Source organism: Bacillus sp. SIMBA_154 (assembly GCF_046536015.1).
GTDB lineage: Bacteria > Bacillota > Bacilli > Bacillales > Bacillaceae > Bacillus > Bacillus pumilus_P.
Map to the genome: position 1 here is coordinate 1 of NZ_JAWJBV010000017.1, position 24,651 is coordinate 24,651.

Below are 24,651 nucleotides of genomic sequence, written 5' to 3' on the forward strand. Positions count from 1 at the left end.
CGCGCCCGAGAGGAGTCGAACCCCTAACCTTTTGATCCGTAGTCAAACGCTCTATCCAATTGAGCTACGGGCGCTTAATCAGGCGACTTAATTATCTTAACATATCATTTTTATTAAGTCAACATCTTTTTGAGATTTGTTTGTCACATGCGTTTGAACGTCTGTGTTTCAAATGCGTCATCAGCGACGAATAAAAATATACCACGGATCATATAAATGGGTCAATACATTTTTGTGAAAAAGTTTAATGTTTTTTAAGAAGTGATTTTTTCTTATATAAATAGAGATGCGATAGCCCTATTTTTCTTCTCTTCTTTCATAATATCAATCATTCTTAAATAAAATCTTTCTAAATCCAAAGGAGGACAAAACATGACCACCTAGAATTTTTATTTATTGGAAAATTCTTAATATTTTCCAAGCATTTAAAGGAGGTAGGAGATGATGAAAAAATTCGTCGCTTTTCAAATCATGATCGCTTTGGTGATAGGAGCTCTTATCGGCCATTTCTTCCCTGACTTCGGAATGGCACTGCGGCCAATTGGTGATGGCTTCATTAGATTGATTAAAATGATCGTTGTTCCTATCGTTTTCTCTACTATTGTGATCGGTGCGGCTGGCAGCGGCGGCATGAAGAAAATGGGTAGCCTCGGATTAAAGACGATCATTTGGTTTGAGGTCATCACAACCATCGTTCTTGGGATCGGTCTATTATTGGCTAATGTCCTAAAGCCCGGCGTTGGACTTGATTTCTCTAAATTAGCTAAGAAAGATATTGGGGAATTAGATGGCTATACTCAGAAAGTCGTTGACTTTAAGCAAATGGTATTAAATATCATTCCAACCAATATCGTCGATGTCATGGCTCAGAATGATTTACTTGCTGTCATTTGCTTCGCTATTTTATTTGGTGTAGCCGCAAGCGGCATCGGTAAAGCATCCGCTCCTGTTCTAACCTTCTTTGAATCAGTGGCACAAATTATGTTTAAGCTAACGCAAATGGTGATGGTGACAGCACCTATTGGGGTTCTTGCATTAATGGCTGCTTCTGTTGGCCAATATGGCATCGTTTTATTAATCCCAATGATGAAGCTTGTCGGGACTGTATTCTTAGGATTATTCATTATTCTATTTGTCTTGTTCCCTCTTGTCGCACTGATCTTCCGTTTTAACTACTTCGAAGTATTAAAAATGATTTGGGATTTGTTCTTAGTTGCCTTTTCCACTACAAGTACAGAAACTGTCCTTCCTCAACTTATGTCACGGATGGAGAAATACGGCTGTCCAAAAAGAATCGTTTCCTTCGTGATCCCTTCTGGTCTTTCTCTGAATTGTGATGGGTCAAGTTTATATTTATCCGTTTCCTGTGTGTTTCTCGCACAAGCGTTTGGCGTCGACATGAGTCTATCACAGCAGCTTCTCATGATGCTTGTCCTTGTATTAACAAGTAAAGGCATTGCAGCTGTGCCATCCGGTTCACTCGTCGTTCTTTTGGCAACGGCCCACGCAGTAGGTCTTCCAGCGGAAGGCGTCGCCATTATCGCCGGTGTTGACAGAATTATGGATATGGCACGAACTGGCGTGAATGTACCAGGGCATGCAGTTGCATGTATTGTCGTATCTAAATGGGAAAAAGTATTCCGTGAGTCTGCATGGGAAGTTCCAAAAGCAGGTGAGGAAACTAAAGGGATGTAATGTCTTCTATCACGCTGAAAAGAAGACAAAGGGCTAAAATGATCTTCATTTTAGTCCTTTGTCAACAATCTGAAGGAAAGGGTCCGCCCTTTCCTTTTCTTATGGTAAAAATGTTTGCTTCAGAACTGCCTTGCCTTCGTCTTGAATCTGCACTTCTGCGTACGCTCCATTGATGAGGGTCATTTGTGGCGGAACATGTCCACAATCCATATCATAAACAATCGGGATTTGTAATTCCTTGTGTAATTCTTCATATAGATCCGTATATTCATATCCTTCCACAGGCACATCCACTGCGCTCCGGCCGAACATGATCCCAGAGCAGTCATCAAACCACCCTGCTAATTTTAATTGCACAAGAGATCTCTTCATGCTCGCAGCATTTAATGCGCAGTTTTCGAAATACCATAGAATCGGTTCACCTTTAAGGAATGTTTCTTGAAAAGCCTTCACATCTCCAAAAGGTGTTCCTGCTAAATGACGTATGACATCAATGCAACCACCCAGCAGTCTTCCCTTCACCGGCGTCTCGTGTGGATTAACCGTACGCCATACGGTTGGCTCTGTTAAATGAAAGACATGTTTACTCGGGTGATCATACTGCCATTCCTTTTGATACATAGATGAAGAAAACTGGGTAATGTTCATCTCCCCTGTAGTGGCGAGCACTTTTTCCCACATGGCAGTCGTCTGATCAAGCTCTTCACCTTGGAGATCCACAAAGTTCGGACCATGCGCTGTGGCAATGCCAGTTTTTAATGTGAATGCCAAAAGGAGTACACTCGTATCCGAGTAACCAAGAATCCACTTTTTTTGCATCGCTGAGAAATCAAGATGCTCTAGCACTTCAATGAGTAGCTGCCCGCCCCACGGCGGAATGATGTGGTCAATTTCATCACATGTCATCATGTTCTGGAGCTCGTTTGCTCGTTCTGTGGCAGGGGCTGACTTTGCCTTTTCCTGCTCCCATACCGTCTCTCCACATATGACATCATAGCCTCTTTCTTTCATCCGCTTGCATGACAGATGGAACATTTCATGCAAAGATGACTGTACACCTGAGGAAGGAGCTGTGACGCCAATCGTCTGTCCTTTTTGCAAATGCGGATACTGTATCATCTTGTCCACCTCCCTCCACTATTCATCTCTCATCCTATTCATTGTAAAGAATATGCCCCTTTTCCAAGGGACATCTCATTTTATTCCTTTTGCCGCAGCACAGTATAGACACCTGCAAAGATACATAGAATCCCAATGAAAGAGCGCATCCCCATCTCTTCTCCCAAAAGCAGCCAGCCAAGAACTGCACCTACGATAGGCTGAAAGAAGAAAAACAGTCCACCGCTTGAGGCATCCATGAGCTGAAGCCCCCTATTCCACAGAAAGAAAGCAAGGGCTGTCGAGATCATGCCAAGATAGAGAATACCGCCCCAAATTTCAGGCCTTGCCATCTGCCCCACATCTAAATGTGGTAAGCGGAATAGAACAGGCGGTGTTAAGACAATGAATGCAATGATGATCGCATATGTTGTTGTGACCACCTGAGGGTATTTTCCTGGAACCCGTTTAAGTAGAACAGACATGAGCGCCCATGTTAAAGCAGCGATGACCAATGAGAGACCTCCAGCAAATTCATCTGTTTGCACTGCGACTGGTCCAATCATTGTGAGTACACCTACTGTAGCAAGCAGGATGGACGCGCATTTTCTAACAGTGAATGATTCTTTTAATAGAAAGAACGCGAAAAGCACCATAAAGGCAGGCGTTGCAGACGTGATGACCGCCCCCATTTGGGCAGATGTGTACATCGTGCCAATTTCTTGGGTCACGATCGAAAGAACATTTCCAATCAGCCCAATCGCTGCAATGAGCGGGATGTCTTTTTTATCTAATCGAAAAGAATAACCCAATCGCCATATGGTGAACACCAAAACGACTCCTGCTACTGCATATCTCATCCATACGAGTTCAAGTGGCGGAACAACCGCTACTGTTACTTTTACAACAACGTACATGCCGCCCCAAATACTTGCAGCAATTGCTAAGTAAAGAGCACCTATATATTTTTCATTCATCCTTTTCCCTCCGTTACTGGATATATTCATCGCCATATCCACAAACGGAGATCACTCTCCGTTATGGACGGAGGGTATTTGGTACATCATGTTCAAACAAAGGCTTCCATAGCATTGTCGTCACCCCAATTGTTTTTATTTTCTGATACTTTATAACAAATTTTGATTCACTTCAATCCTTATTTATCACCATCTTTCTTCATATAATAGAAGATACATAGGGATTGACACGCTGAATTCGTTTTCATATAGTAAGTAAAACTATAGGTGGTCACGAAAAAAGGAGTAGAGATCGTTGGATATTGAAGCTAGGAAACATATTCCCAGCGCGGGACACGAACCGTTTCTCGAGGGGATAAAAGATTGTGTGCCAACTCTGCTCGGTTATATGAGTATTGGGTTTGCCTTCGGAATTGTTGGAATTAGCGCACAGTTAAGTATATGGGACATTGCGCTCTTATCTATTTTTATTTACGCAGGTGCTTCGCAGTTTATCATCTGTGCACTGCTTGTAACAGGGAGTCCACTTTCCGCTATTGTTTTCACCACATTTATTGTGAATCTGCGGCATTTATTGCTCAGTCTTACGCTCGCCCCTCACTTTACACGTTACTCTTTGAAGCAAAATATCGGATTTGGTCTTTTACTGACTGACGAATCCTTTGGCGTAGCGATGAACAAATTTGCGCAGCAAGGAAAACTGAACAACCGCTGGATGCATGGACTGAACTTAACAGCTTATTTGTGCTGGATTGGTGCCTGTACACTTGGCGGCATTTTTGGTCATTGGATCTCAAATCCTGAAGCGCTTGGTCTTGATTTTGCCCTATCTGCCATGTTTGCTGCGCTCTTGATCCTTTCTTTGCAAACTGTGCCAAAAAATAAGTTAACCCATCGCTTGTCGCTTGTTTTGTATATGGTTGTTGCGATGTTTATTCTGCTTCATTTTGTTCCTTCGCACGTGGCAGTTCTGTTAGCAACCGTGATTGTCGCAACCATTGGGGTGGTGACAGATAAATGATCAGCAGCTTTATGATATGGCTGATTCTTGGTTGTATGATTGTGACAGTTATTCCAAGGGTCGTTCCATTTTTATTTGTACGGAGTATCCAGCTGCCTGAAGTCGTACTCAAGTGGTTATCGTTTATCCCAATTTGTATATTTACTGCGTTGATTGCAGAGCATCTTTTCATACATACTACAACAGGCGTCACCGTTCATTGGATGTATCTTGCGGTCTTGGTTCCGACTGTGCTGATCGCTATTTGGACAAAAAGCTTATCACTCACTGTTCTGATTGGGGTTATGCTGATGGGTACTGCCAGATGGTTTTTCTAAAAGAAAAAGCTTAACCGCATGCGGTTAAGCTTTGTTTCATTTTACGATTCCGTATACAAACCCATCATAGCCTTTTTCACCAACAGTTTGAATAGCTGTTGCCTCAATTCTTGGCTCTTGTTTGAGTAAATCGAAAAATTCACGCGTTCCCTTCACTCGTTCATCCTGATCAGAGGCATGAAGGACTGCTCCATTTCTGATGACATTGTCTGCAATAATGACTGTTCCCTTTTTTGAGAAGTGTAACGCCCACTTCAGATATTTCGGGTTGTTTGGTTTATCTGCATCAATGAAAATCAAATCGAACGGAAGCGTATCCCTCTCTTTTAACTGCGGTAGCGTATCTAATGCTTTTCCTTGCAAAATGATCACCCGTTCCGATAAGCCCGCTCTGCTGATGTTTTGCTGTGCGATCTCTACATGACGGCTGACAGCCTCTAATGTGATGAGTTCCCCATCCTCTTCAAGAGCTCGCGCCAGCCAAATGGTACTGTATCCACCGAGTGTCCCGATTTCTAAAATACGTTTTGCATTCTTGGTTTTTGCTAATAAATAAAGCATTTTTCCTTGGGCTGGAGACACATCAATTTCTGGCAGCCCCGCTTGTTTATTCTTGGTAAGAGCTTGCTCCAATACGTCATCTTTAGGAATCAATTTGTCTGTGATATACGCGTCAACTTTCCCCCACACTTGCTCCATTTCATCCATCTCCCTTGATCATCCTCTATCTCAAGTCTACATGACAGTAGTGAGAACGTATAATCAATTCTTTTCACATATCTATTCATTTAATTGATGAAAGGAATGTGATCTTTTCGGAAAGCTACTGGTTTCGTTTATTTTTCACGTCACCTTTTTTATCTTGAAGCTTCCCTTTTGCTTGATCCTTTTTCCCTTCTGCTTTCAGGTTTTGATGATCTGTTGCTTCGCCAAGCTTTTCTTTCACTTGACCTTTGACTTGATTTGTTTTTCCTTTCGCTTTATCCACATGTCCTTTTTCTTCACTCATTTGTCCCACCTCCACAATTGATACTTTTCATTTAGCCTTTTTGAAAGATAAAAAACATCTGAGTGTGCTATGTACCCGTTTCAGGTATGATAGACATAAAGGAATGAAGGGTTGGTGCTCTGTTCAATGATCCTATCTGAAAACATATTCACAGTTCGTGATTTGACCTATCGTATTCGATCTGCAGCGTTAGCAGATGCCAAACAGTTGTCTGCTCTCAGACTGAAAATCGATGGTGAAACAGAATATTTAGACCGTGAACCAGGCGAAGCCTTTCTAGATGAAAAAGGATTTGAAGCTTTCATTCAAGAGGATTCCAAGCAAAGCCGGCATTTATTTTTGGTCGCTGACATCGAAGGAGAGATTGTAGGCTTTTCAAGATGCGAAGGGCATTCACTCAAGCGCTTTGCTCACAAAGTAACGTTTGGCGTCGCCGTACAGAAGGATGCTTGGGGCTATCACATCGGCAAAGAGCTTTTAGCCGCTTCTATTGACTGGGCAGATAAGCAGGGCATTCAAAAGATTTCACTTCACGTGCTGGAAACCAATCAAAAAGCCATTCGGTTATATGAACACCATGGCTTTGAGATTGAAGGGGTATTAAAAAACGATAAACGACTGGCAGACGGACTGTATGATGATACTGTTGTGATGGGCAGGCAGCGGCCGGTCTCCTGACCGCTTACATGACATAGCCCCATATCATCGAAATAGCACTGTATATCAGGAGCAGCCCCATGACAAACTGGAACGGCCGCTGATAAACAGTCAAAAAACGCTTGAATAAAGAGCCGAACAGACTCCAGCTGAACGTGCCTAAAAATCCAATGAGTGCAAGAATCAGCGTCCATAATATGTACTGCACGCTGGACTGTCCATTTGGCAAAACAAATGTTGAAATCACCGTTAACCCATACAAAAGCGCTTTCGGGTTGATAAATTGCAGCAGCATGCCTGGGATAAAATCATTATAGCGGTCAAGTGTTTCGTCATCGCCGCCTTTACTTTTCATGATTTTGACAGCTAAATAGATCATGTACCCAGCTCCGATGAAAGCCATGACCCAGCCTATTTTCGGCATGACTTGATATAGAATGATATTGAAGAAACAACTCAAACACAAAATGACGAAAAACCCGATACCAACACCTAAACAAAATCGAAATGTTTTCTTGACCCCATATTTATTCGTAAAGACCATGGCCATGATGTTGTTTGGCCCGGGGGTGAAGCTGGTGACAAAAGCATAGATCAACATAGAAAGAATCAAGTTGCCGCCTCCCTTTTATACGTTATTTAGACTATATTTACTTCATCACGTATATTACGTTTTATTGTACCTTTTGGTCTTTATAAAGTAAATACAGAAAGGAGCTTTTTTCATGGAAGACGTACAATCGATTATTTCTAAAAATGTGAGGCAGCTTAGAGATCAAAAAAAGTTAAGCCTCGAAAAGATGGCAGAATTAACTGGTGTGAGCAAAACAATGATTGGACAAATCGAAAGAGGAGAATCAACACCTACCATCACAACTTTGTGGAAAATCGCCAATGGATTAAAGGTGTCTTTTAGTGAGCTCATCTACGCACCGCAGCCTGAAATCAAGGTGGTACGTAAAGAGGATGGACAGGTTTTAACTGAGGACGATGGAAGATATCGTGTGTATACGACTTTTCCCTTTGATGATCGGGGGAAATTCGAAGTGTACCAGGTAGAAATTGATCCTGGCGGGTCGTTACGTGCGAATGAACACATTGGAGGAACAGAGGAATTGATCACCGTTTTTGAGGGAGCGCTTGATGTATCTATCGGTGACGAACAATACATATTAAAAGCTGGCGACTCAATTCGCTTTAAAGCTGACCGTGCCCATGAGTATAAGCAATCAGGAGAACAGATGGTACGGATGCAAATGATTCTTTATTATCCCCATTAAAAAAGCTGACAGGCTTGTCCACCTGTCAGCTTTACGTTTTATTTAATGAAACCCTGGATCTCTCACAACAGTTCCAGTAAATGTGACTCTGTATTTTCCTAAGCCTAATTCTTCAATGGAAGATTGATATAAAATACCGACCCAGCCATCCTTTGCATATGTAATACTTGATGGGATGTTTGACGTCGTATATGTTCTCGTTTCTGAAACAGTTCGACTTGCTTGAACCGTTATTTCACTGTTTGCTTTTTCCTTTGCTTCCACCGGAGGAGCAGTTGTGACCCCAGCACCCGTTAAAACAATTGCTCCAACCAAAACAGAAGATATGACCTTTTTCATAAAAAAATCCCTCCCTTTTTTTGTTGAACATATTAACTTTACCATAATTTAGAACTTTAGTAAGTTGTTTTTTCATTTTTTTGAAAATTATGATATGATTGTCTTATGCTGGATAGAGAGATTTACATACTTCTATGATTTTCTCCTTATCTCATTCTAGTGAAACAATTGACGACGGAGGTGATTTCATGAAAAAATGGCTCATCTGTTTTCAACTTGTTTTCCTCTTCACCTTGACGACTACACCACTTGCTTCTGCTTCCTCATGCCCTACAGTGAAACCATGTGTCATTGATCCTTAAGCATAAGAAAAGGTCGATCAAGCCTATTCACTTGATCGACCTTTTTATTTATTCTTGCTCTGCTTCCCAGCGAGCAACCTCTTCTCTTACTTTAGGAGCCACTTCTTTTCCAAATAACTCAATGGCTTTTAGCACTTGATCATGCGGCATTGAACCAACTGGTACATGAAGCATAAATCGTGTGATCCCAACATTTTTTCGCAGGTGAATCACTTTCTCAGCTACTGCATCTGGATCTCCCACATACAGTGCGCCTTCTAATGTTCTCGCTGCATCGAACGTAGAACGTGTGTAAGGTCCCCAGCCCCGCTCTCTCGCTAATGTATTCATGACATGCTGTGTGGAAGGGAAGAATTGATCTGCTGCCAGTTCTGTTTCTTGTGCAACAAATCCATGCGAATGTGACGCCACAGTTAATTTCTCCGGGTCATGTCCAGCATGTACAGCCGCTTGCTTGTATAGCTGAACGAGCGGTGCGAACTGTCTAGGACTGCCACCAATGATCGCGAGTACAAGCGGTAACCCCAATAATCCAGCACGCACGACGGATTCACGGTTCCCCCCGCTGCCAATCCAGATTGGAAGTGGATCTTGAACAGGTCTTGGATATACCCCAACATCCTGAATGGCTGGACGATGCTTTCCGCTCCACGTCACACGCTCTGACTGCTGTAATTTCAGGAGTAAATCTAGTTTTTCTTCAAATAATTCTTCATAATCATCTAAGTCATAGCCAAAGAGCGGGAATGATTCAATAAATGATCCACGGCCTGCCATGATCTCTGCACGTCCGTTAGATAGTCCATCTAATGTAGCAAAATCCTGAAATACACGAACAGGATCTGCCGATGAAAGGACTGTCACTGCACTCGTCAGGCGAATATTCTTTGTTTGCGTTGCCGCAGCCGCTAATACGACCGCTGGATTCGATGCAGCGAAATCTTCCCGGTGATGCTCACCTACTCCAAATACATCAAGACCTACTTGGTCTGCTAAAATAATTTCTTCTACTACTTCTCGAATACGCTGTGCGTGACTGACTGTTTTTCCTGTTTGAAAGTCAGGTGTTGTTTCTACAAATGTACTAATTCCTAGTTCCATGGATGGAACCCCCTATCTTATAAATATGTCACAAATTCAGAGACAGGCTTTCGGTAGCCTCTCGCTTGTCTGCTTTCTACTTTTTCTTTTCCGAGTGTGATCATTAACACAGGAACCAAATCCGACTCGATGTTCAGAACCTTTTTCATTGCTTCAGGGTCAAAACCAATCATCGGGCAGGTATCCCAGCCTTTGTTTTTGGCGGCGAGCATAAACAGCATGGCAGATAATGAAGCATTGCGGACCGCCTCTTCCTTCTGAAAATCCGCCCCTCTCTGCTCATAAAAGCTCATCGTCTCTCTAACCATTTCTTCATATTGCTGTGCGTTTACAATGCCAAGCATTTTTAAGCCTTCATATATGTTTCCTGCTTGCTCATAAGCGTTCGGGTCTCCCAGCACAATGATAGCTGCTGAAGCGGAATGCACTTTATATTGTCCAAATGCGGCTTCTCTTACTTGTTCTTTGAGACCTTCTGTTTGGACGACGACATATTGTGTATGCTGTAAGTTAAAAGCAGATGGTGCCATCTTGACCTCTTCGAATATGCTGTTAAGCTCTTCTCTCGAAATCGAGATATTCGGCAAAAAATTTGATGCTGATCGTCTTTCACGTACCAATGTATCAAAGCTGAGTGTCATCTTGTTTCTCCTTTTCGCGAAGTTGTTCTGCACCTAAACCAATTTTCTTTAGCAATTCGATGAGCTGCTCTTTTTCTTCTTTTTCAATAAAGGACAGATTTTGTGAAATGACATCTGTATGTTTAGGAAAAATGTCGTCAAACAATTGCTTTCCTTTATTCGTAAGCCGCACATGGAATACACGCTTATCAGATGGCGCACATTGCCTTTTAACCAGTTCTTGTTTTTCTAGCTTGTTCACGACATATGTAATACTTCCACTTGGAATTGATAAAATGTCACTAATTTTTTGGACGGGATGCGGCCCCTTACTATAGAGCAATTCAAGGATCTGAAAATTTTCAAAACCGATATCATAACGTTCAATGTCTTTTTGAATATTTGTAAAAAGGGCTTGATAGGCTTTCAACCACACGCGGAATAGCCTTAAATCTAATTCATGTTCATGCTGCACCATGGCAACTACTCCTTTTTCAAGAAATCCTAAAACTAGGATGAATTTATCCTAACACTAGGATATTTTCTTGTCAACGTGTTTGTTTCATCGAAAAAAGACCACGGTTCAGTGGTCTTTTCGATCTTCTTTTAAGACAAAATGCATTTCAGCAATTTGTTGATATTGTTGTACTTCTTGTAATGAAAATCTAGATTCCTGATCCGTTGGAAGGAAAAGAGGAATTCCTTTTCCAATCATGACAGGTACGATTTGAAGAAAAAGCTCATCGACCAATCTTGCTTTTAATAAAGGCTGAAGCAGTTCCCCGCCGCCTACAATCCAGATATGTTGGCCTTTTTCATTTTTTAAACTTGTGATAAATGATAAGAGATCTTCGCGAATGATGTGTGTTCCTTTATGACTATCTTGTAAAGTGCGTGAAACGATATAGCAGGTCTTTTCTTCATAAGGAAATTCATCAGGTGAGAGCTTAAGAACCTGCTCATATGTCTTACGCCCCATGATGAGCGTATCGACTGACGCATAAAAGTCATCATATCTCGTTTCCTCTTCGCCCTCTGTTCCGATTAGCCAATCGAGACGGTGATCCTCTCTCGCTAAATAACCATCGATACTCATCGCCCCATAAAAAAGCAGCTTCCTTTTTTCACTCAATCTCATCACTCCCTACCCCTAAATAAGAACATACATTCTTATTGTAGCAGAAAGGAAAGAGAAAGGATACCTTGCTTTCTCTCTTCTTACGATTCCTGTTCCACCTTGACGAGAAGCTCGTACAATTTGTGTGCGAGCTTGCCGGCATCGACTGTCATGCCTTCATGAATCCATTCTTCAAGTACACCAACGACACCAGACACGACAAAAGAGGCCTCAATCTGTTCATTCTCCGTAATATGACGCTGGTCAAGCTGCCACTCTTTCATGATTTTTCCTTTAAAAAACGCTTTAAATTGATTCGTCGTTGGACCATTGGGTTTAACAAATAACGTCAGCATATATTGATTCTCTTTCAAATACTCTGTGGTTTTGTTTAAAAAGGAAAGCATATCAAGCGGGTTCTGACTGGGAAAGGTTTCATCATATAATCCGCCAAGCTGATCGAATAGTTCTTTCTCAAGCTGTTCATATAAATCAAACACATCATGATAATGCAAATAAAAGGTACCTCGCCCTAAATCCGCTTTTCTTGATAGCTCTGATACTGTAATCTGCTGCACCTCTTTTTCCTTTAAAAGCTCAAGAAAGCTTTCCCTGATCGCCTTTTTTGTTTTGATTGTTCGTCTATCCTTCATGAGACGGCCCTCCGCTTTTGAACAATTTGGCCCCAGTTGTCTATTTTTGTACAAGAGATCAGCTATTGCCGATGTTCGTATGATTTTCTCTTCATTATAATCGACATATGTTCACTAATCTATATCTGTTCAAAAAGGGAGGACCTACTGATGTTTCAATTTAGAATGGCTAGAGAGGATGAACTGCCTCAAGTGGCAGAGTTGTTATATGATTCGTTTCAGGATTATACATTTTTTGATTTGTTATGTGAAAGGGTCTCAAAGCGGTCTGCTTTTGCCCGTCAGCTGCATTTGATCAACACAAAAGTGTATTTTCAGCATCAAATCTGTTTTGTCGGGGTTGAGAACGAGCAAATTGTGTCTGCAGCCCTTTTAAAACACCCGCACCTTCCTGAACCAGGCATCATGGATTATATTTTATCAGGTGGGTTAAAGCTGCTCTTTACAGGCAGCATATCAGCCATTCAGCATGTGTTCAGTATTTTAAAACAGGCAAAAAAAGCGTGTTTTTCCTTAAAGAAACCTTATTGGTATCTAGAAGCGCTTGTCGTCGCAAAAAACCAGCAAGGGAAAAAACTCGGAAGCTGCATGTTAAAGCAATGTCTCTTCCCCTTTATCGCTCGACAAGGTGGTGGATTGTTCACGCTGATTACACACAGCGAGGCCAATCGTCAGTTCTACCGGAAAAATGGGTGGGTGGAGTTTGATGAAAGAGTATTGCGCGGAAAGGAAATGTTCTTAGAAAGCTGGAGCTATAAAACTGTGATTAAATAAGGTATCCTCTTCAGGTGATGATATAATAGAAACAGTTCAATCAATGATCATACTTGGAGGAGAGACTGATGATACGACGACTTGATCATATCGTGTTGACTGTACAACATATGGAGGAAACCATTCGCTTTTATACAAACGTATTAGGGATGAAAGAAGAGACTTTTAGAGAAGGCCGTAAAGCTCTTCGTTTTGGTTTACAAAAGATCAACCTTCATGAAGACGGTCATGAATTCGAACCAAAAGCTGCTCATCCCCTTCCTGGATCTGCTGATTTATGCTTTATCACCGATTTAGATATGGACAGTTTGCTGCTGCACCTTCGAAAGCAGGTCGTTCCAATCGAAGAGGGGCCAGTCAGGCGCACTGGTACATTAGGTCCAATTGAATCCGTTTATATCCGTGATCCTGATATGAATTTAATTGAAATCTCTCGATATATAGAGGAGGGTGAACAGTCATGACTCGTTTATTTTTGAGACCGATTGAAGAGCACGATTATCCCGGTATTCAAAGAGGATGCCAGCATAAAGAAACACTTTATATGACTGGCACACGCAAAACGTTCACACTAGAAGAAATTCAATCAGCCTATACCCGCTTTCTGCAGGATGACAGTAGACGAGATTTCGCTATTTGTCTGCTTGACACGAAAGAAATGATTGGGGATGCGGCGATTGTGGATATTGACCCGATGAACCGTACTGCAAGCTTTCGGATTGCACTTCATGGCCCAGAACATTTTCAAAAAGGCTATGGCACTGAGGCTGTTCGGATGGTACAAGCATTCGCCTTTGACACATTAGAACTCAACCGTCTTGAGCTTGAAGTCTTTTCTCATAATCCAAGAGCTTTTCGCAGCTATGAGAAAGCCGGATTTCAATATGAAGGAAAAAGACGTCAAGCGCTCTATTTCAATGGTACTTATTCAGATGTCATCATCATGGGCATTCTGCGTGAAGAATACGATCAAATCAACAATGGAGATACCCCTGCTTAAGAAGGGTCATCTTTTTTTAAAAAATTGAATCCCTGTGACAATGATCAAACAAATCATTGAAGCTAGAATAATAGAGACGCTTGATATACTGAGCGCTATCCCTTCCCATCTGCCAATGAAGAAACTACTGATCAATAAGATCAATCCAAACAGGGTGATACATATAGGAAGAATCAGCCCAGCATTTCGGTATCTGCGTCTTTTTCCTACCCACCACGAGAGACAAAGCACAAGGATTGTAAAAATGGCGGTTTGCAGCCAGAACATGTTGCCTCAACTCCTATTCTCTTTTTTATCCTATAACAATGGAGGTTCTCCCAATGAACATTAGACCCATTCAACAAAAAGACAATCCGTATATTGCGGCCATTATTCGCCAGTCACTAGAGTCAGCGAATCTTGCGATTGAAGGTACAGCCTACACAGATCCACACCTTGATCAGCTTTTCGAATACTATCAGTCATTGACTCATGCAGCCTATTGGGTTGCTGAAGAGCATGGTGACATTGTGGGCGGCGCAGGCATTGCCCCTTTTACAGATGGCATATGTGAGTTACAAAAGCTTTATTTAAGTCCAAAGGCACAAGGAAAAGGTGCGGGCAAAAAACTGATGGATACGGCACTGCGATATGCATCTACACACTACGAAGCCTGTTATTTAGAGACCCGCCGTGAATTGACAGCAGCCACAGGTCTGTATCATCGGTATGACTTTTCTCTTCTTTCTGAGCCGATAGAAGGCTCAGAGCATTCTGCGATGGATGCTTGGTATCTCAAAACCTTCTCATCATGAGCCATAAAACAATCAATAGGTTTTTGTCCACTGAAAGCCTAGCCTCTCTGCCAGTTTGGTCGAAGCTAGGTGATGGACATCGCAATCCCAATGCGGCGTCCTGCCATTTTCTAGACAGGTGCTGACCTGCTAACAATGCCACCCCTTTTCCTCTATAGGCTTCATCTGTCCAAATATCTAACTCCACACGATCTTCACTTGAAAAAATGGAGATACATTCACTGACCACTTGCTCCCCATGTATTATAATCCCAATTCCTTTGATAGAAAGCGAGCCGTTTCTCCCCAATATGTTTCGTAATCTATGAGAGAACGCCCTGCTTGCAGTGATCACCTGTTCATTCGTGCGCTTCTCCCCTATACCCCTGATGAGAAGCAGGCAGATGAGGAAATGTCGATGGAAAACAAGACGCATGACTTTGCATCTCATTCAGGTGTGAGCCAATAATGAAGCTCTGCTTCTGCCTTGCCTGCTACATAATAAATGCCGCATGCTGCCTCGAGAAAATAAACAAGAGGCTGTTCTACATCATCCACATAAAGATCTCCTTGTATGATGCCATCCATAATCGAATCTACAAATACTGGATATGCCGGGTCGATCCGTCGTATTCCCTCTTTCACCAATGCTGCTCTTTGTTGATCCAAGAGATGCAAGATCACCCTTCCATTCAAAACGTGTTCTTTCTTTCATTATAGATAAAAAAGCTGTGGGCATGCAGTAACTCTTTGCAACAAATAGAATTCTTCTGCATCAAAATAAAAAAATGGCACAGGCATTGAATCACCTGAAGCCACAATCTTAAAGTCTCAGATTGTTGACAAAGGGCTAAAATAAAGTTCATTTTAGCCCTTTGTCTTCTTTTCAGCGTGATAGAAAACCTTTGCAGTCTAGGAAGGACGAGTACTGGAGCGGAGCGAATTTGACATTCGTGAGCACCAGCACGCAGGACTGACACCGAATGCGAGGGTTTGTCTACACGCTGAAGAGACCTTAATTGAAAGGTCTCTTGTGTCTTTCTGCTTCATTTCGTTATTCTGCGGCTGCCTCTTCCGCCGCGTTCCCCTTCCAAATAAGGGTTAAGCCTAATCCAAGAAATAAGACAACACCTGCGAATAAAAATGGGAAATGAATATTTTGATCGAATAGAATGCCGCCAAGCGCTGGTCCGAAAATCGTGCCAAGGCTTGTGTAAGTGGAGTTCATCCCTGCGACAAACCCTTGCTGATTGCCAGCGATTTTAGATAAGAATGTCGTTAGTGCTGGCCGTAATAAATCAAACGCAAGGAAAATGACACACGTGACGATTAGTACGACCATAAACCCTGAAACGACAGTCGACACGAAAGCTAAGATCGCCCCGACGATTAAGCATAACTGGATGACTCTTTTTTCCCCAAGAGCATTCACCAATTTACCGAAGACAAGCACTTGGATGATGACCGCCACAATCGAGCTGACGGTAATGATAATCGCAATATCTTTCGGTCCAAAACCAAACTTATGATTTGTAAACAAGCTAAAGACCGTTTCGTATGCGGATAGTCCAAACGCCAGCACAAACACAATGATGAAGGCGATGAGATAGCCTGGGTGAATGGATTTTTTCAAATCTTTAAAGAAGGTAGATTCCGTTACTTGTTCCATTTGCTTCGCTCGCTCTTCTTTTGTTAATGGCTCCTTCAGCATCAACATAGACGAAATGACGGCAATAAACGCAATACCTGCTGCAAAGAAAAATGGCAGACGAACGCCGTATTCTGCAATAAACCCGCCAATTCCCGGTCCAATGATGAAGCCGGTACTAATGGCCGCAGATACATATCCCATCGCCTTTGATCTTTCTTGAACGGTCGTGATATCTGCGACATAGGCGGTGACAGCCGGCATGATAAACGCCGCACTAATGCCGCCTAGAACCCTCGCAAAGTAAAGAACATACACATGTGTCCCTAAGCCAAAGACGAGTTCTGATAAAGCGAATAGAAACAGCCCTGACACAATCATAATCTTTCTACCGTAGCGGTCTACCCATCTTCCTGCAATAGGTGATGCAATGAGCTGAGCAACAGCAAACGCAGCCACAAGGTATCCCATCGTACTGCCTGTTAGGTGCATCACATTCATAAATAGCGGCATGACAGGAATAATGAGGCCGATGCCTAAAAACGCAATAAATATATTACTTAATAAAATAATGAGTACAGCTTTTTGCTCACGAATCGGTTTTTGCATGATGTTTGTTTCTCCTTTACTGACTCACTTGTTACTCATGATGGTTGATTCCGTGAATAAACAATGAGATCGCCTCTTTTTGTAACTCTTTTTTCTGCTTCATCGTGTCATTCTTATATAACACATCTAATCCGTAAAAAACGGAAAGTAATATTTTCACTTTTGACTCGACATGCTGGATCGACCAGCTGCCATCTTCGTTTCCTTCAAGCAAGATGTCTCTCATCACATCATCAAAGTCCACATCAATTTTATTCAGCCGTTCCATGACTTCATCTGATGTAAATGCACTTGCACAAAATTCCTCGCTTGCTCTCATTAAAGGATAGTTAATCCCCATTTGACTCAGCAGCTCTGCAAATCCTGTGAGCTTATCTATGGCTCGATGCAGCGTTTGTTTCTCCTCATGCCACGTCTCCATCATAAAGCGATGATCCTCTTCCATGATATGAAGGAACAAAAACTCTTTTCCTTTAAAATGATGATAGAGATTGCCTTTACTAATCTCAGCAGCCTCTAAAATATCTCGCACGGATGTTTCTGAATATCCTTTTTTCGCAAATAAATCACGTGAAGCGGTGACAATTTTTTGCTTCGTCTTCTCACTCTTTCCAGCCCCGCTTTGTGCACTTGTCATCTGTTAACAATCCCTTCTACTCTGCATTTCTTCATGCGGACAAAATAAAACCGACCAGTTGGTTTATTTTTTTATTATAAATGGATATTGTTCATAATACAATGAAAAAGTCATCGACTTCATGAGGAGTGGTTCATGTGAAAACAAACAAAACGGTCATTTGTGCCATCACTAAAAAAGACTTATCCTTGTTTTTCATTTATGACCTGTTCATTGCTACCTTGGCCTACTATCTGTTCAAATTCAAACCAACCGCATTTTATGAATGTGCGGGGGTCATGGGAAGTATTCTTTGCCCATTATTGTTGAAAAAGTGGTTGTACCGATGATTTCCTTTTCAAGTGAATTATCGTAAGTGACTATTCATTTAATTTTACTTAATATTTAACTTCAATTAAATATAAGGATTGTATATAATATAAGAGAGGAGAGGTGACGTCATTGGATGAAGAGATCATTCATTACAGTAAAAAAATCATTGAGTACTCGAATGCACTAGGCTCTATTTACGTAGAAGAGTATAAACGATTCTTAAAAAATGAATATGCAGATTTAACAAGCAAACAAGAGCTGACACTTGAATTATTACGGACAAAAACGAGAACAATCAATGAATTAGCTGATTACTTTTCGATCTCTGCTAGTGCAGCTAGCCAGCTCGTATCAAAGCTTGAACAGCTTGGCTATGTCAAACGAGAAATTAATCCACATAACCGAAGAGAAATCATTGTTGATTTTGCTCAAAAGGGCCTTGATTATCACAAGAATACGGAAGAAATACAATTGCACCTTATTCAAAAATACTATGCGAAGCTTCCAAAAGAAGATTTAAAAACATTATTATCTCTATACGAAAAAATCTATAAGATTGCAAAAGAAGCGCCTTAACACGGTGTTTTCCCACCAATATTTAAGTAAGATTAACTATTAAGGGGATGAAAGTATATGGACGTTATTCATTTGAAAGATGGACGCAGAATGGGTTTGATTGAATACGGTGATCTTGAAGGATTTCCAGTATTCTTTTTTCACGGAACACCTGGATCAAGAGTCATGTTTTTAGATGATGACCCAATCTCCAAAGAGCTTGGTGTACGTCTCATCTGTATAGACAGACCTGGATTTGGCTTATCTACCCCTCAACCTGACCGTACGATTTTAGACTGGGCAAAAGACGTGCTGGAAGTGGCAGACCATCTAGACATACACCATTTTTCAGTCATGGGTGTATCTGGAGGGGGCGCATTCGCTGCTGGTTGTGCCTATCAATTGCCCAATCGTATCCTTTCAGCCGCTCTGATCTCAAGTACAACTCCTTTTCAGGACGGAAGACCGCCTAAAAGTATGCTGAAAGAGAACAAATTAGCCTTTTTCCTTAGTAAAAGATTCCCTTGGCTCTTAAAAGCAAGCTATCGTGCACAGAAAAAACTGATTGAGAACAAACCAGAAAAATTTAAGAAGCTCACCAAGAATGGGAACAAACATTTACATCCTTGGGATCGTCAATTCCTTCAAACCGATGAGCAGCTCGAGCTGATGATGATGCATTTACACGAAGCCACTCGTCAATCTGTTGATGAATGTATTCATGAACCAGATTTACTCTCGCGTCCGTGGGCGTTCAATATGAAAGATATACAAATCCCTGTTGATGTATGGCATGGAAAAGAAGATACGATGGCTCCATTTGAAGAAATAGAAAAAATTGCTCCAACCATTCCAAACGCCAAAACATATTATATAGATCAAGCGGGACATTTTCTCACTGATGTAGACGATATTTGGCGAGATATTTTACTCTCTTTAAAAACGCGTGCTGAACATCATCATCAGGAACACGCATCAAACAAGACCCTATAAAATTCGGGTCTTTTTCTGATTAATACTGGTCATAATAGGTTTGCACTTTATCTGGATTTTTTGTTTCCGTCAGTGCCAGCATAAGTAGAATTCTCGCTTTTGATGGATTTAATGAATCAGATGAGACAAAGTGATGTTCATCATCCATCTTTTCATGTGTAACAATTCCATTTCCTGCGCGGCTTGATCTCACGATGACCACGTCTTTTTTCACAGCATCTGTTGCCCCTTTAATCGCTTCAGTGGACATCGTGCCATTTCCGGGTGCGGCCACAACAATGCCTTTCGCCCCTGCTTTTACTGCTGCATCATACACATATTTTTGATCATTTTGATAGCCATATAAGATATCAACTTGTGGCAATTCTTTTATTTTTGATACATCAAATTCGCTTTCAGTCGTATGTTTTCTTGTCGATTCGTTATAAAAAGAGACCACTTCACCAGCAATTTCTCCAATGTAGCCTTGCTCAAGTGACTTGAAGGAATCTGTAGTGGTGGTGTTCGTCTTTGTAATAAATCGAGCCGATGCAATTCGGTCATTTAATGTGACCATCACACCTTTGCCCTTTGCTTCTTTTGTGGATGCAACTTTGACAGCATGATACAAGTTAAGCGGCCCATCTGCACTAATTGCTGATGCTGGCCTCATTGAGCCGACAACCACAACGGGCTTATCACTTTTCACAACCAAATGTAAAAAATAAGCAGTCTCTTCAAGTGTATCTGTTCCATGTGTAACCACCATGCCGTCTACTTGATCTTCATTTAAGAGTTGATTGACTCTTTTGGCTAATTTTAAAAGCAGAGCGTTATTGACATTTTCACTGCCAACATTCGCTACCTGCTCACCCGTGACGTTTGCAATATCCTTCAGCTGAGGAACGGAGGCAATCACTTTATCGATGCCAAGTGAACCGGATTTATATCCTGTTGTATCTGTATCACTATCTGAAGCACCTGCAATGGTCCCACCTGTCGCCAGTACCTTAATATTAGATAACGACTTGTTCCCTGTCTCAACAGCCGTCGTTTTGTCCTTTGTTTCATTGGTTGTGCTTTCTTGTTTGCTTTGATTATTCTCTTGAGTGCTCATGTTTGCACAAGCTGCTGTCATTAGTAATGAAAGGGAAAGAAGGACAGCACCTAACCATTTTGTGACGTTCATTGGATCATCTCTTTTCTTAAATGTGATGGATGAAAGACTATATCTCTGTCTATAGGATTTACTTTATAACATTCCTTCATTCATCAGCATGAGGCAAAAGTTATAGAACCAATTGATGGAAAAAACTCTATATTTCCGATGAAATACTTTATAATAGAAGTTAAGTTATAAAAAATATACTATATAACATTAAATTTACCTTAATATCCTTATTTAGATATAGCAAATCTGACTATCTAAATAAAGCACGTACACTATTAGGAAAAGCTAAAAGCAAAAAATGTTTTAGAAAAGAAAAGCAAGAAAAAATTTAATGGTAAACACCGTTATTATAAATATAATAAAAAAACCAATGAATTTTTATCTGTTGAAAAACAAAAAGGGAAAGATGTCATTATCACTTTTTTCAAACCTAAAAGAGGAATTAACTATTGGAAGGATCAGTAGAAATGAATAAAAACATTTGTTTAATTTGTGGCTATAATGAATTAGAGGAAAGACCCTACTATTCGGATTTCGCAGGTAGTAACGAAATTTGTCCATGTTGTGGTTTTGAATTTGGTGTGGATGATTTTGATTGTGATGAATTTGACCATGAAGGGTTAACAGATAAAGAAATTGTTGAAAAATCTCATGACATTTGGAGAAAACAGTGGATTGAAAACGGGATAGAATTATTCAATCCTAAAATTTTTTCTCCGGAGGTTCGAAACGGTAAATTTTTAAAAAGAGATTATTTAGTACTTCAAATGAAAAAGAATTTAGGCTTAGATTTTAACGACATTTAAAATTTTTTAATTTGCATAACATCAAAAACCATTCAGGTTTTATCCTGAGTGGTTTTAAATTTCAAATGTACTCTTTCACTTCTAACAAAAAGCATGAAAAAAACACCTAATGCAAAGTTGTTTTTAGCTGCTCTAGTATGTTTTCACAGTGATCCAAGTACGCTTGGCTAAGCAGGAAGTCTTTCGGTGCGGCGATCGCTGCTAATGTGATCAGGGTATTTGAATGATGAATGAGCGGATTCAGCATTGAATGCTCTACGCCTCTAATTGTTTGAACATGCAACCATTTAGGTGCTACTTCTTTTTCGTAGATCCTTTTTGTTTCAGCAGAATCTATATTTCGATCATTCTGCGCCAAAACCAAATAGGTCGGTGTTTGGATGCGCTTGATATCTGAAGTGGCATCGGCTTTCATGTTCTTTTGAATGAATTCAAATCGATCTTTTGTCATCTCTTGAACGTCCGTTTTCTTTTGATATGTGCGAAATGCTGCGCCTTCTACTAATAATTTGTTTTGCTCATCTTCTTTTTTGAGTGTTTTTTGAATTTGTTCTTTAGATGCATCCGCTTCTTTTAATGTTTGAAGTGTATAGGACGGAGGCTGTGATATCTGTTCGATCTGCCATTACTTTTGGGATCACCCAGCCCGCTTGGCTTGCTCCCCATAAGATGATTTGTTTTGATTGAAGATCAGGCTCTTTTTTCGCCCATTTGATCACATTGTCTACTTCTTTTGCACGATCCTCCATGGATTGATGGAGCCAGTTTCCTTCTGATTGACCCACCCCGGGCTTATTCCAGGAGATAGACGCATAGCCTTGCTTTGCAAAGCGTTCCATTAAGGGTCTGTATCCTCCGTCATATGTGGCATTTTGTGGACCATCCCCGTGTACAAAAAGCACAACTCCTTTGATTGGCGCTTTCTTAGGCGTGGTCACGATACCTGATAATGCCCCATTTTCTGTCTCCATGACGACTTCCTTTTCATTCATAGCAAAGCTGTTTTCATAAAATACAAATGCTGCAATAAAAATGAATGCCGCTGTAGCGATGATCAGCCAAATCCTTTTTTTCATCTTCTATTCCCCGCTCCCTGTTCAACTGTGTACACCATTGAATTTTGGTACTTGACAGAGACTGGTACATTCTCATATAAGATGATAGACGAAGGTTGTGCACTCTCTTGTGTAAAAGGTACTTCATGTAGAAAAGCCTCAATTTCTTCTATGACCTTCTCTTCATCTCCGGCTAAAAAGCTTTTGACCGCGTATGAACCTGCATCCAGTCTCACATCATAATCATGTTCATTTGATACATAATAAGAAATTGTTGTGTCATCTTGCAGATTGATCACATAATATCTCTCCTCAAAAAGAGACAGATCCAGCTCCTTTTGATGAACGATTTGTTTAAAGTCCAGCTCTGTTTCACCCTTTAGAAGATGATGCGGGATCTGTTTTAAATACCGAATTGGCCGATCTTGGATGGTTGTTTTATTAAAGTGAAGGCTGTTTTGAATCGACAGCATATGCTCCAGACGCTGTTTCACTTCGCTTAGTTCCTGTATTTGCTTCTCGACCTGACCCAGCATTTCTTGGTAGGACAGAGTGATACTTTGTTCATTCGAAAAGGTCTCGCTTATATCTTTTAAAGAGAAGCCCGCCTTTTTTAAGAAGAGGATTTGATAAAGGGTGTAAATCTCTTTTTCATTAAATAATTGGTATCCATTTTGAGCGACCTTCGCAGGGCGTACGAGATCCTGTTCTATATAATGACGAAGCGTATACTTTGTGATGTTTAATAGCTTACATACTTCTCCACTTGTTACATACGTCACTAGATTCCCTCCTTGTGTACACATTCTAAACCATGTGGTTACCACACAATCAATCATGCCATAAAAAAATCACCGAGGAAATCTGCCCTCAGTGATGTGTAATTTCTATTTCATACTTGGACCAGCATGTGAAAAAATCGGATCTTTGAATTCAAAATAAAATGTCTTGCCGTCAACAATACCGACTGTTTTTTCATGATCATAAAGCTCGAGCAGACAGGCTGCCATTTCTTTTGATGTATGATATTTCTTGATATTGCCTTCATATTCAAATTGGTCTACATCTAATGAACGCTTTGCAAATTCTGATTCCGTCGCGGAAGGTGCTAATATTTTCGCCTGTAACTTAGCTCCTTTTTCTTTCAACTCTAGTGCCAGTCCTTCTGTAAAGGCGCTCACGTAAAACTTTGTGGCCGAATAGGTGACGGCATTGCCGACGACTGTATAGCCCGCTCTTGAGGAAATGTTGATCAGCTGCGCCCCTTCTACTTGCTCATAATCACGAACAAATAAAGTGGATAAAATCGTTAAGGCTTCGATATTCAGATGAAGCATATCTCCAATTTTTCTTACATCCTGTTCTCCTATTGAACCAAAATGGCCGAACCCTGCATTATTAATGAATGTGTCAAGCTCATATTCAGCCAATGATTCATAAAATGAATACACTTGCTCCATGTCGGTTAAATCGACAGACTGTATGTTTACTTTGATATCGGGATATTGATCAAGAATCTCTTTCTTCAGTTCTTGGAGTTTCTCAAGCCGGCGTGCAGCTAAAATAAGGTTTTTGCCTCGTGCTGCAAAGGCTAGCGCCGCCTCATACCCAATACCTGAACTTGCTCCTGTAATGACTGTATAGCTCATTTATATCCCCCTATTAACGTCTTCTAACTGGTTAAATTATAACGACAGCACTTCGCTCTAGTCAATTTTGAAGAGAATCACAGGGTTTATTAACTTGTCTCACTTCATTCATCATGTTGGAGGATGTCATGTTGAGATTTTTTTGTTAATTTGTGAAAAACCAATTGGTAGGAATGTTCGATTAACTCCTCTACAAATGAAGATGGAATGTCCGCATCAAGGTAAATCGAATTCCAATGAGTCTTATTCATATAATAGCCCGGAATAATCCCCTCATGCGCCTCTCTTAGTTCTTCAGCACGTTGAGGGTCACATTTTAAAGTGATGACAGGTTTTCGATTCGCATCTCCGCCCATCATAGCAAACATCTTTCCACCAATATGATAACGATCTGCCTGCCACTCCGGCTGATAATCATGGGTTGCACCACTTAAAGAAAGACAAAATACCTGTAGTTTCTCTTTTTCCATTGAATTAGCTCCTTTTTTAAGACATCGCCATTTC

At 40.9% G+C, this 24,651-nt stretch carries 34 protein-coding genes, 1 tRNA gene and 1 pseudogene; 13 read left to right on the top strand and 23 right to left on the bottom strand.

The window, feature by feature from the left end:
- A tRNA-Arg gene (locus R0K30_RS17600) sits at positions 1-74 on the bottom strand.
- Positions 75-444: 370 nt separating this feature from the next.
- Between R0K30_RS17600 and gltP the strand changes: the two genes are divergently transcribed.
- Positions 445-1,695, top strand: a complete 1,251-nt coding sequence (gene gltP, locus R0K30_RS17605; RefSeq protein WP_410611999.1) for a glutamate-aspartate/proton symporter GltP — start codon at positions 445-447, stop codon at positions 1,693-1,695.
- Positions 1,696-1,794: 99 nt separating this feature from the next.
- Here gltP and R0K30_RS17610 read toward each other — a convergent pair whose 3' ends face one another.
- Both R0K30_RS17610 and R0K30_RS17615 read right to left on the bottom strand, forming a co-directional pair.
- Positions 1,795-2,814: a S66 family peptidase gene (locus R0K30_RS17610; RefSeq protein WP_249705207.1), complete on the bottom strand. Its 1,020-nt coding sequence runs from the start codon at positions 2,812-2,814 to the stop codon at positions 1,795-1,797.
- Positions 2,815-2,894: 80 nt separating this feature from the next.
- Entirely contained in the window at positions 2,895-3,770 is an 876-nt protein-coding gene (locus tag R0K30_RS17615; protein WP_367308393.1) for a DMT family transporter, read from the bottom strand.
- Positions 3,771-4,065: 295 nt separating this feature from the next.
- On the opposite strand from R0K30_RS17615, the gene R0K30_RS17620 reads away from it, so the two are divergent.
- The gene (locus R0K30_RS17620) at positions 4,066-4,791 is read left to right on the top strand and encodes an AzlC family ABC transporter permease (protein WP_230031350.1); all 726 of its coding nucleotides are present in this window, start codon (positions 4,066-4,068) and stop codon (positions 4,789-4,791) included.
- Complete coding sequence (locus R0K30_RS17625) at positions 4,788-5,108, top strand: AzlD domain-containing protein (protein ID WP_099728644.1); 321 nt, start codon at positions 4,788-4,790, stop codon at positions 5,106-5,108. Before R0K30_RS17620 ends, R0K30_RS17625 begins: the two co-directional genes overlap by 4 nt.
- A 36-nt stretch (positions 5,109-5,144) precedes the next feature.
- Here R0K30_RS17625 and R0K30_RS17630 read toward each other — a convergent pair whose 3' ends face one another.
- The gene (locus R0K30_RS17630) at positions 5,145-5,807 is read right to left on the bottom strand and encodes an O-methyltransferase (RefSeq protein WP_099728651.1); all 663 of its coding nucleotides are present in this window, start codon (positions 5,805-5,807) and stop codon (positions 5,145-5,147) included.
- A gap of 124 nt (positions 5,808-5,931) precedes the next feature.
- On the bottom strand, positions 5,932-6,117 hold the full coding sequence (locus R0K30_RS17635) for a CsbD family protein (protein ID WP_099728643.1): 186 nt from the start codon (positions 6,115-6,117) through the stop codon (positions 5,932-5,934).
- A 126-nt stretch (positions 6,118-6,243) separates the two neighbouring features.
- Between R0K30_RS17635 and R0K30_RS17640 the strand changes: the two genes are divergently transcribed.
- The gene (locus tag R0K30_RS17640) at positions 6,244-6,795 is read left to right on the top strand and encodes a GNAT family N-acetyltransferase (RefSeq protein ID WP_099728642.1); all 552 of its coding nucleotides are present in this window, start codon (positions 6,244-6,246) and stop codon (positions 6,793-6,795) included.
- A gap of 4 nt (positions 6,796-6,799) precedes the next feature.
- On the opposite strand, the gene R0K30_RS17645 is transcribed toward R0K30_RS17640, so the two are convergent.
- The gene (locus tag R0K30_RS17645; protein ID WP_099728641.1) at positions 6,800-7,387 is read right to left on the bottom strand and encodes a LysE family transporter; all 588 of its coding nucleotides are present in this window, start codon (positions 7,385-7,387) and stop codon (positions 6,800-6,802) included.
- A 112-nt stretch (positions 7,388-7,499) separates the two neighbouring features.
- Between R0K30_RS17645 and R0K30_RS17650 the strand changes: the two genes are divergently transcribed.
- A complete protein-coding gene (locus tag R0K30_RS17650) occupies positions 7,500-8,054 on the top strand; it encodes a helix-turn-helix domain-containing protein (protein WP_099728640.1) in 555 nt (184 codons plus the stop codon).
- A 42-nt stretch (positions 8,055-8,096) separates the two neighbouring features.
- On the opposite strand, the gene R0K30_RS17655 is transcribed toward R0K30_RS17650, so the two are convergent.
- The 6 genes from R0K30_RS17655 to R0K30_RS17680 form a co-directional block, all read right to left on the bottom strand.
- Positions 8,097-8,393, bottom strand: coding sequence for a hypothetical protein (locus tag R0K30_RS17655; protein WP_099728639.1), 297 nt, complete (start codon positions 8,391-8,393; stop codon positions 8,097-8,099).
- Between the two features lie 350 nt (positions 8,394-8,743).
- Positions 8,744-9,796, bottom strand: coding sequence for an LLM class flavin-dependent oxidoreductase (locus R0K30_RS17660; RefSeq protein ID WP_230031348.1), 1,053 nt, complete (start codon positions 9,794-9,796; stop codon positions 8,744-8,746).
- Positions 9,797-9,813: 17 nt separating this feature from the next.
- The gene (locus R0K30_RS17665) at positions 9,814-10,437 is read right to left on the bottom strand and encodes a nitroreductase family protein (protein WP_099728637.1); all 624 of its coding nucleotides are present in this window, start codon (positions 10,435-10,437) and stop codon (positions 9,814-9,816) included.
- Positions 10,421-10,894, bottom strand: coding sequence for a MarR family winged helix-turn-helix transcriptional regulator (locus R0K30_RS17670; RefSeq protein WP_099728636.1), 474 nt, complete (start codon positions 10,892-10,894; stop codon positions 10,421-10,423). Before R0K30_RS17670 ends, R0K30_RS17665 begins: the two co-directional genes overlap by 17 nt.
- A 105-nt stretch (positions 10,895-10,999) precedes the next feature.
- Positions 11,000-11,554, bottom strand: coding sequence for a dihydrofolate reductase family protein (locus R0K30_RS17675; RefSeq protein WP_099728635.1), 555 nt, complete (start codon positions 11,552-11,554; stop codon positions 11,000-11,002).
- Positions 11,555-11,634: 80 nt separating this feature from the next.
- Positions 11,635-12,186 carry a TetR/AcrR family transcriptional regulator gene (locus tag R0K30_RS17680; RefSeq protein ID WP_249705202.1) on the bottom strand — a complete coding sequence of 184 codons (552 nt, stop codon included), beginning with the start codon at positions 12,184-12,186 and terminating at the stop codon, positions 11,635-11,637.
- 150 nt (positions 12,187-12,336) lie between these two features.
- Between R0K30_RS17680 and R0K30_RS17685 the strand changes: the two genes are divergently transcribed.
- From R0K30_RS17685 to R0K30_RS17695, 3 genes are all read left to right on the top strand, one after another.
- Positions 12,337-12,960: a GNAT family N-acetyltransferase gene (locus R0K30_RS17685; RefSeq protein WP_410612009.1), complete on the top strand. Its 624-nt coding sequence runs from the start codon at positions 12,337-12,339 to the stop codon at positions 12,958-12,960.
- Positions 12,961-13,028: 68 nt separating this feature from the next.
- The gene (locus R0K30_RS17690) at positions 13,029-13,424 is read left to right on the top strand and encodes a VOC family protein (protein WP_099728632.1); all 396 of its coding nucleotides are present in this window, start codon (positions 13,029-13,031) and stop codon (positions 13,422-13,424) included.
- Positions 13,421-13,960 carry a GNAT family N-acetyltransferase gene (locus tag R0K30_RS17695; protein WP_099728631.1) on the top strand — a complete coding sequence of 180 codons (540 nt, stop codon included), beginning with the start codon at positions 13,421-13,423 and terminating at the stop codon, positions 13,958-13,960. Before R0K30_RS17690 ends, R0K30_RS17695 begins: the two co-directional genes overlap by 4 nt.
- Positions 13,961-13,966: 6 nt before the next feature.
- Here the strand turns inward: R0K30_RS17695 and R0K30_RS17700 are convergent, their stop codons facing one another.
- Positions 13,967-14,227 carry a YesK-like family protein gene (locus R0K30_RS17700; protein ID WP_099728630.1) on the bottom strand — a complete coding sequence of 87 codons (261 nt, stop codon included), beginning with the start codon at positions 14,225-14,227 and terminating at the stop codon, positions 13,967-13,969.
- A gap of 53 nt (positions 14,228-14,280) precedes the next feature.
- Between R0K30_RS17700 and R0K30_RS17705 the strand changes: the two genes are divergently transcribed.
- Positions 14,281-14,754: a GNAT family N-acetyltransferase gene (locus R0K30_RS17705; RefSeq protein WP_410612013.1), complete on the top strand. Its 474-nt coding sequence runs from the start codon at positions 14,281-14,283 to the stop codon at positions 14,752-14,754.
- Here R0K30_RS17705 and R0K30_RS17710 read toward each other — a convergent pair.
- The 4 genes from R0K30_RS17710 to R0K30_RS17725 form a co-directional block, all read right to left on the bottom strand.
- Positions 14,735-15,169, bottom strand: coding sequence for a GNAT family N-acetyltransferase (locus tag R0K30_RS17710; protein ID WP_486304020.1), 435 nt, complete (start codon positions 15,167-15,169; stop codon positions 14,735-14,737). The two genes, R0K30_RS17705 and R0K30_RS17710, sit on opposite strands and share 20 nt — an antisense overlap.
- Positions 15,170-15,180: 11 nt before the next feature.
- Positions 15,181-15,402 carry a hypothetical protein gene (locus R0K30_RS17715; protein ID WP_249705199.1) on the bottom strand — a complete coding sequence of 74 codons (222 nt, stop codon included), beginning with the start codon at positions 15,400-15,402 and terminating at the stop codon, positions 15,181-15,183.
- Positions 15,403-15,787: 385 nt separating this feature from the next.
- Positions 15,788-16,990 (bottom strand): MFS transporter, encoded by a 1,203-nt coding sequence (locus tag R0K30_RS17720; RefSeq protein WP_410612015.1) that lies wholly within the window; start codon positions 16,988-16,990, stop codon positions 15,788-15,790.
- Positions 16,991-17,021: 31 nt separating this feature from the next.
- Positions 17,022-17,627: a TetR/AcrR family transcriptional regulator gene (locus R0K30_RS17725; RefSeq protein ID WP_410612017.1), complete on the bottom strand. Its 606-nt coding sequence runs from the start codon at positions 17,625-17,627 to the stop codon at positions 17,022-17,024.
- A 441-nt stretch (positions 17,628-18,068) separates the two neighbouring features.
- Here R0K30_RS17725 and R0K30_RS17730 point away from each other — a divergent pair, with 441 nt between their 5' ends.
- Both R0K30_RS17730 and R0K30_RS17735 read left to right on the top strand, forming a co-directional pair.
- Entirely contained in the window at positions 18,069-18,515 is a 447-nt protein-coding gene (locus tag R0K30_RS17730; protein ID WP_180275562.1) for a MarR family winged helix-turn-helix transcriptional regulator, read from the top strand.
- A 57-nt stretch (positions 18,516-18,572) separates the two neighbouring features.
- Positions 18,573-19,487: an alpha/beta fold hydrolase gene (locus tag R0K30_RS17735; RefSeq protein ID WP_099728624.1), complete on the top strand. Its 915-nt coding sequence runs from the start codon at positions 18,573-18,575 to the stop codon at positions 19,485-19,487.
- Between the two features lie 19 nt (positions 19,488-19,506).
- Here the strand turns inward: R0K30_RS17735 and R0K30_RS17740 are convergent, their stop codons facing one another.
- Positions 19,507-20,655, bottom strand: coding sequence for a type II asparaginase (locus R0K30_RS17740; RefSeq protein ID WP_410612020.1), 1,149 nt, complete (start codon positions 20,653-20,655; stop codon positions 19,507-19,509).
- A 221-nt stretch (positions 20,656-20,876) separates the two neighbouring features.
- Here R0K30_RS17740 and R0K30_RS17745 point away from each other — a divergent pair.
- A pseudogene (locus R0K30_RS17745) lies at positions 20,877-21,102 on the top strand (SAR2788 family putative toxin); the annotation flags it as partial.
- Positions 21,087-21,443 carry a hypothetical protein gene (locus R0K30_RS17750; protein ID WP_230031341.1) on the top strand — a complete coding sequence of 119 codons (357 nt, stop codon included), beginning with the start codon at positions 21,087-21,089 and terminating at the stop codon, positions 21,441-21,443. The pseudogene R0K30_RS17745 and the gene R0K30_RS17750, both read left to right, overlap by 16 nt.
- Positions 21,444-21,549: 106 nt before the next feature.
- Here R0K30_RS17750 and R0K30_RS17755 read toward each other — a convergent pair whose 3' ends face one another.
- From R0K30_RS17755 to R0K30_RS17775, 5 genes are all read right to left on the bottom strand, one after another.
- Entirely contained in the window at positions 21,550-21,894 is a 345-nt protein-coding gene (locus R0K30_RS17755) for an alpha/beta fold hydrolase (RefSeq protein ID WP_410612022.1), read from the bottom strand.
- Between the two features lie 103 nt (positions 21,895-21,997).
- The gene (locus R0K30_RS17760) at positions 21,998-22,519 is read right to left on the bottom strand and encodes an alpha/beta hydrolase family protein (RefSeq protein ID WP_410612024.1); all 522 of its coding nucleotides are present in this window, start codon (positions 22,517-22,519) and stop codon (positions 21,998-22,000) included.
- Entirely contained in the window at positions 22,516-23,280 is a 765-nt protein-coding gene (locus tag R0K30_RS17765; RefSeq protein ID WP_410612027.1) for a MerR family transcriptional regulator, read from the bottom strand. The genes R0K30_RS17760 and R0K30_RS17765 overlap by 4 nt, the downstream gene beginning before the upstream one ends.
- A gap of 105 nt (positions 23,281-23,385) precedes the next feature.
- Entirely contained in the window at positions 23,386-24,147 is a 762-nt protein-coding gene (locus R0K30_RS17770) for an SDR family NAD(P)-dependent oxidoreductase (protein ID WP_410612029.1), read from the bottom strand.
- Between the two features lie 104 nt (positions 24,148-24,251).
- A complete protein-coding gene (locus R0K30_RS17775; protein WP_367308386.1) occupies positions 24,252-24,617 on the bottom strand; it encodes an MmcQ/YjbR family DNA-binding protein in 366 nt (121 codons plus the stop codon).
- Positions 24,618-24,651: the final 34 nt, after the last annotated feature.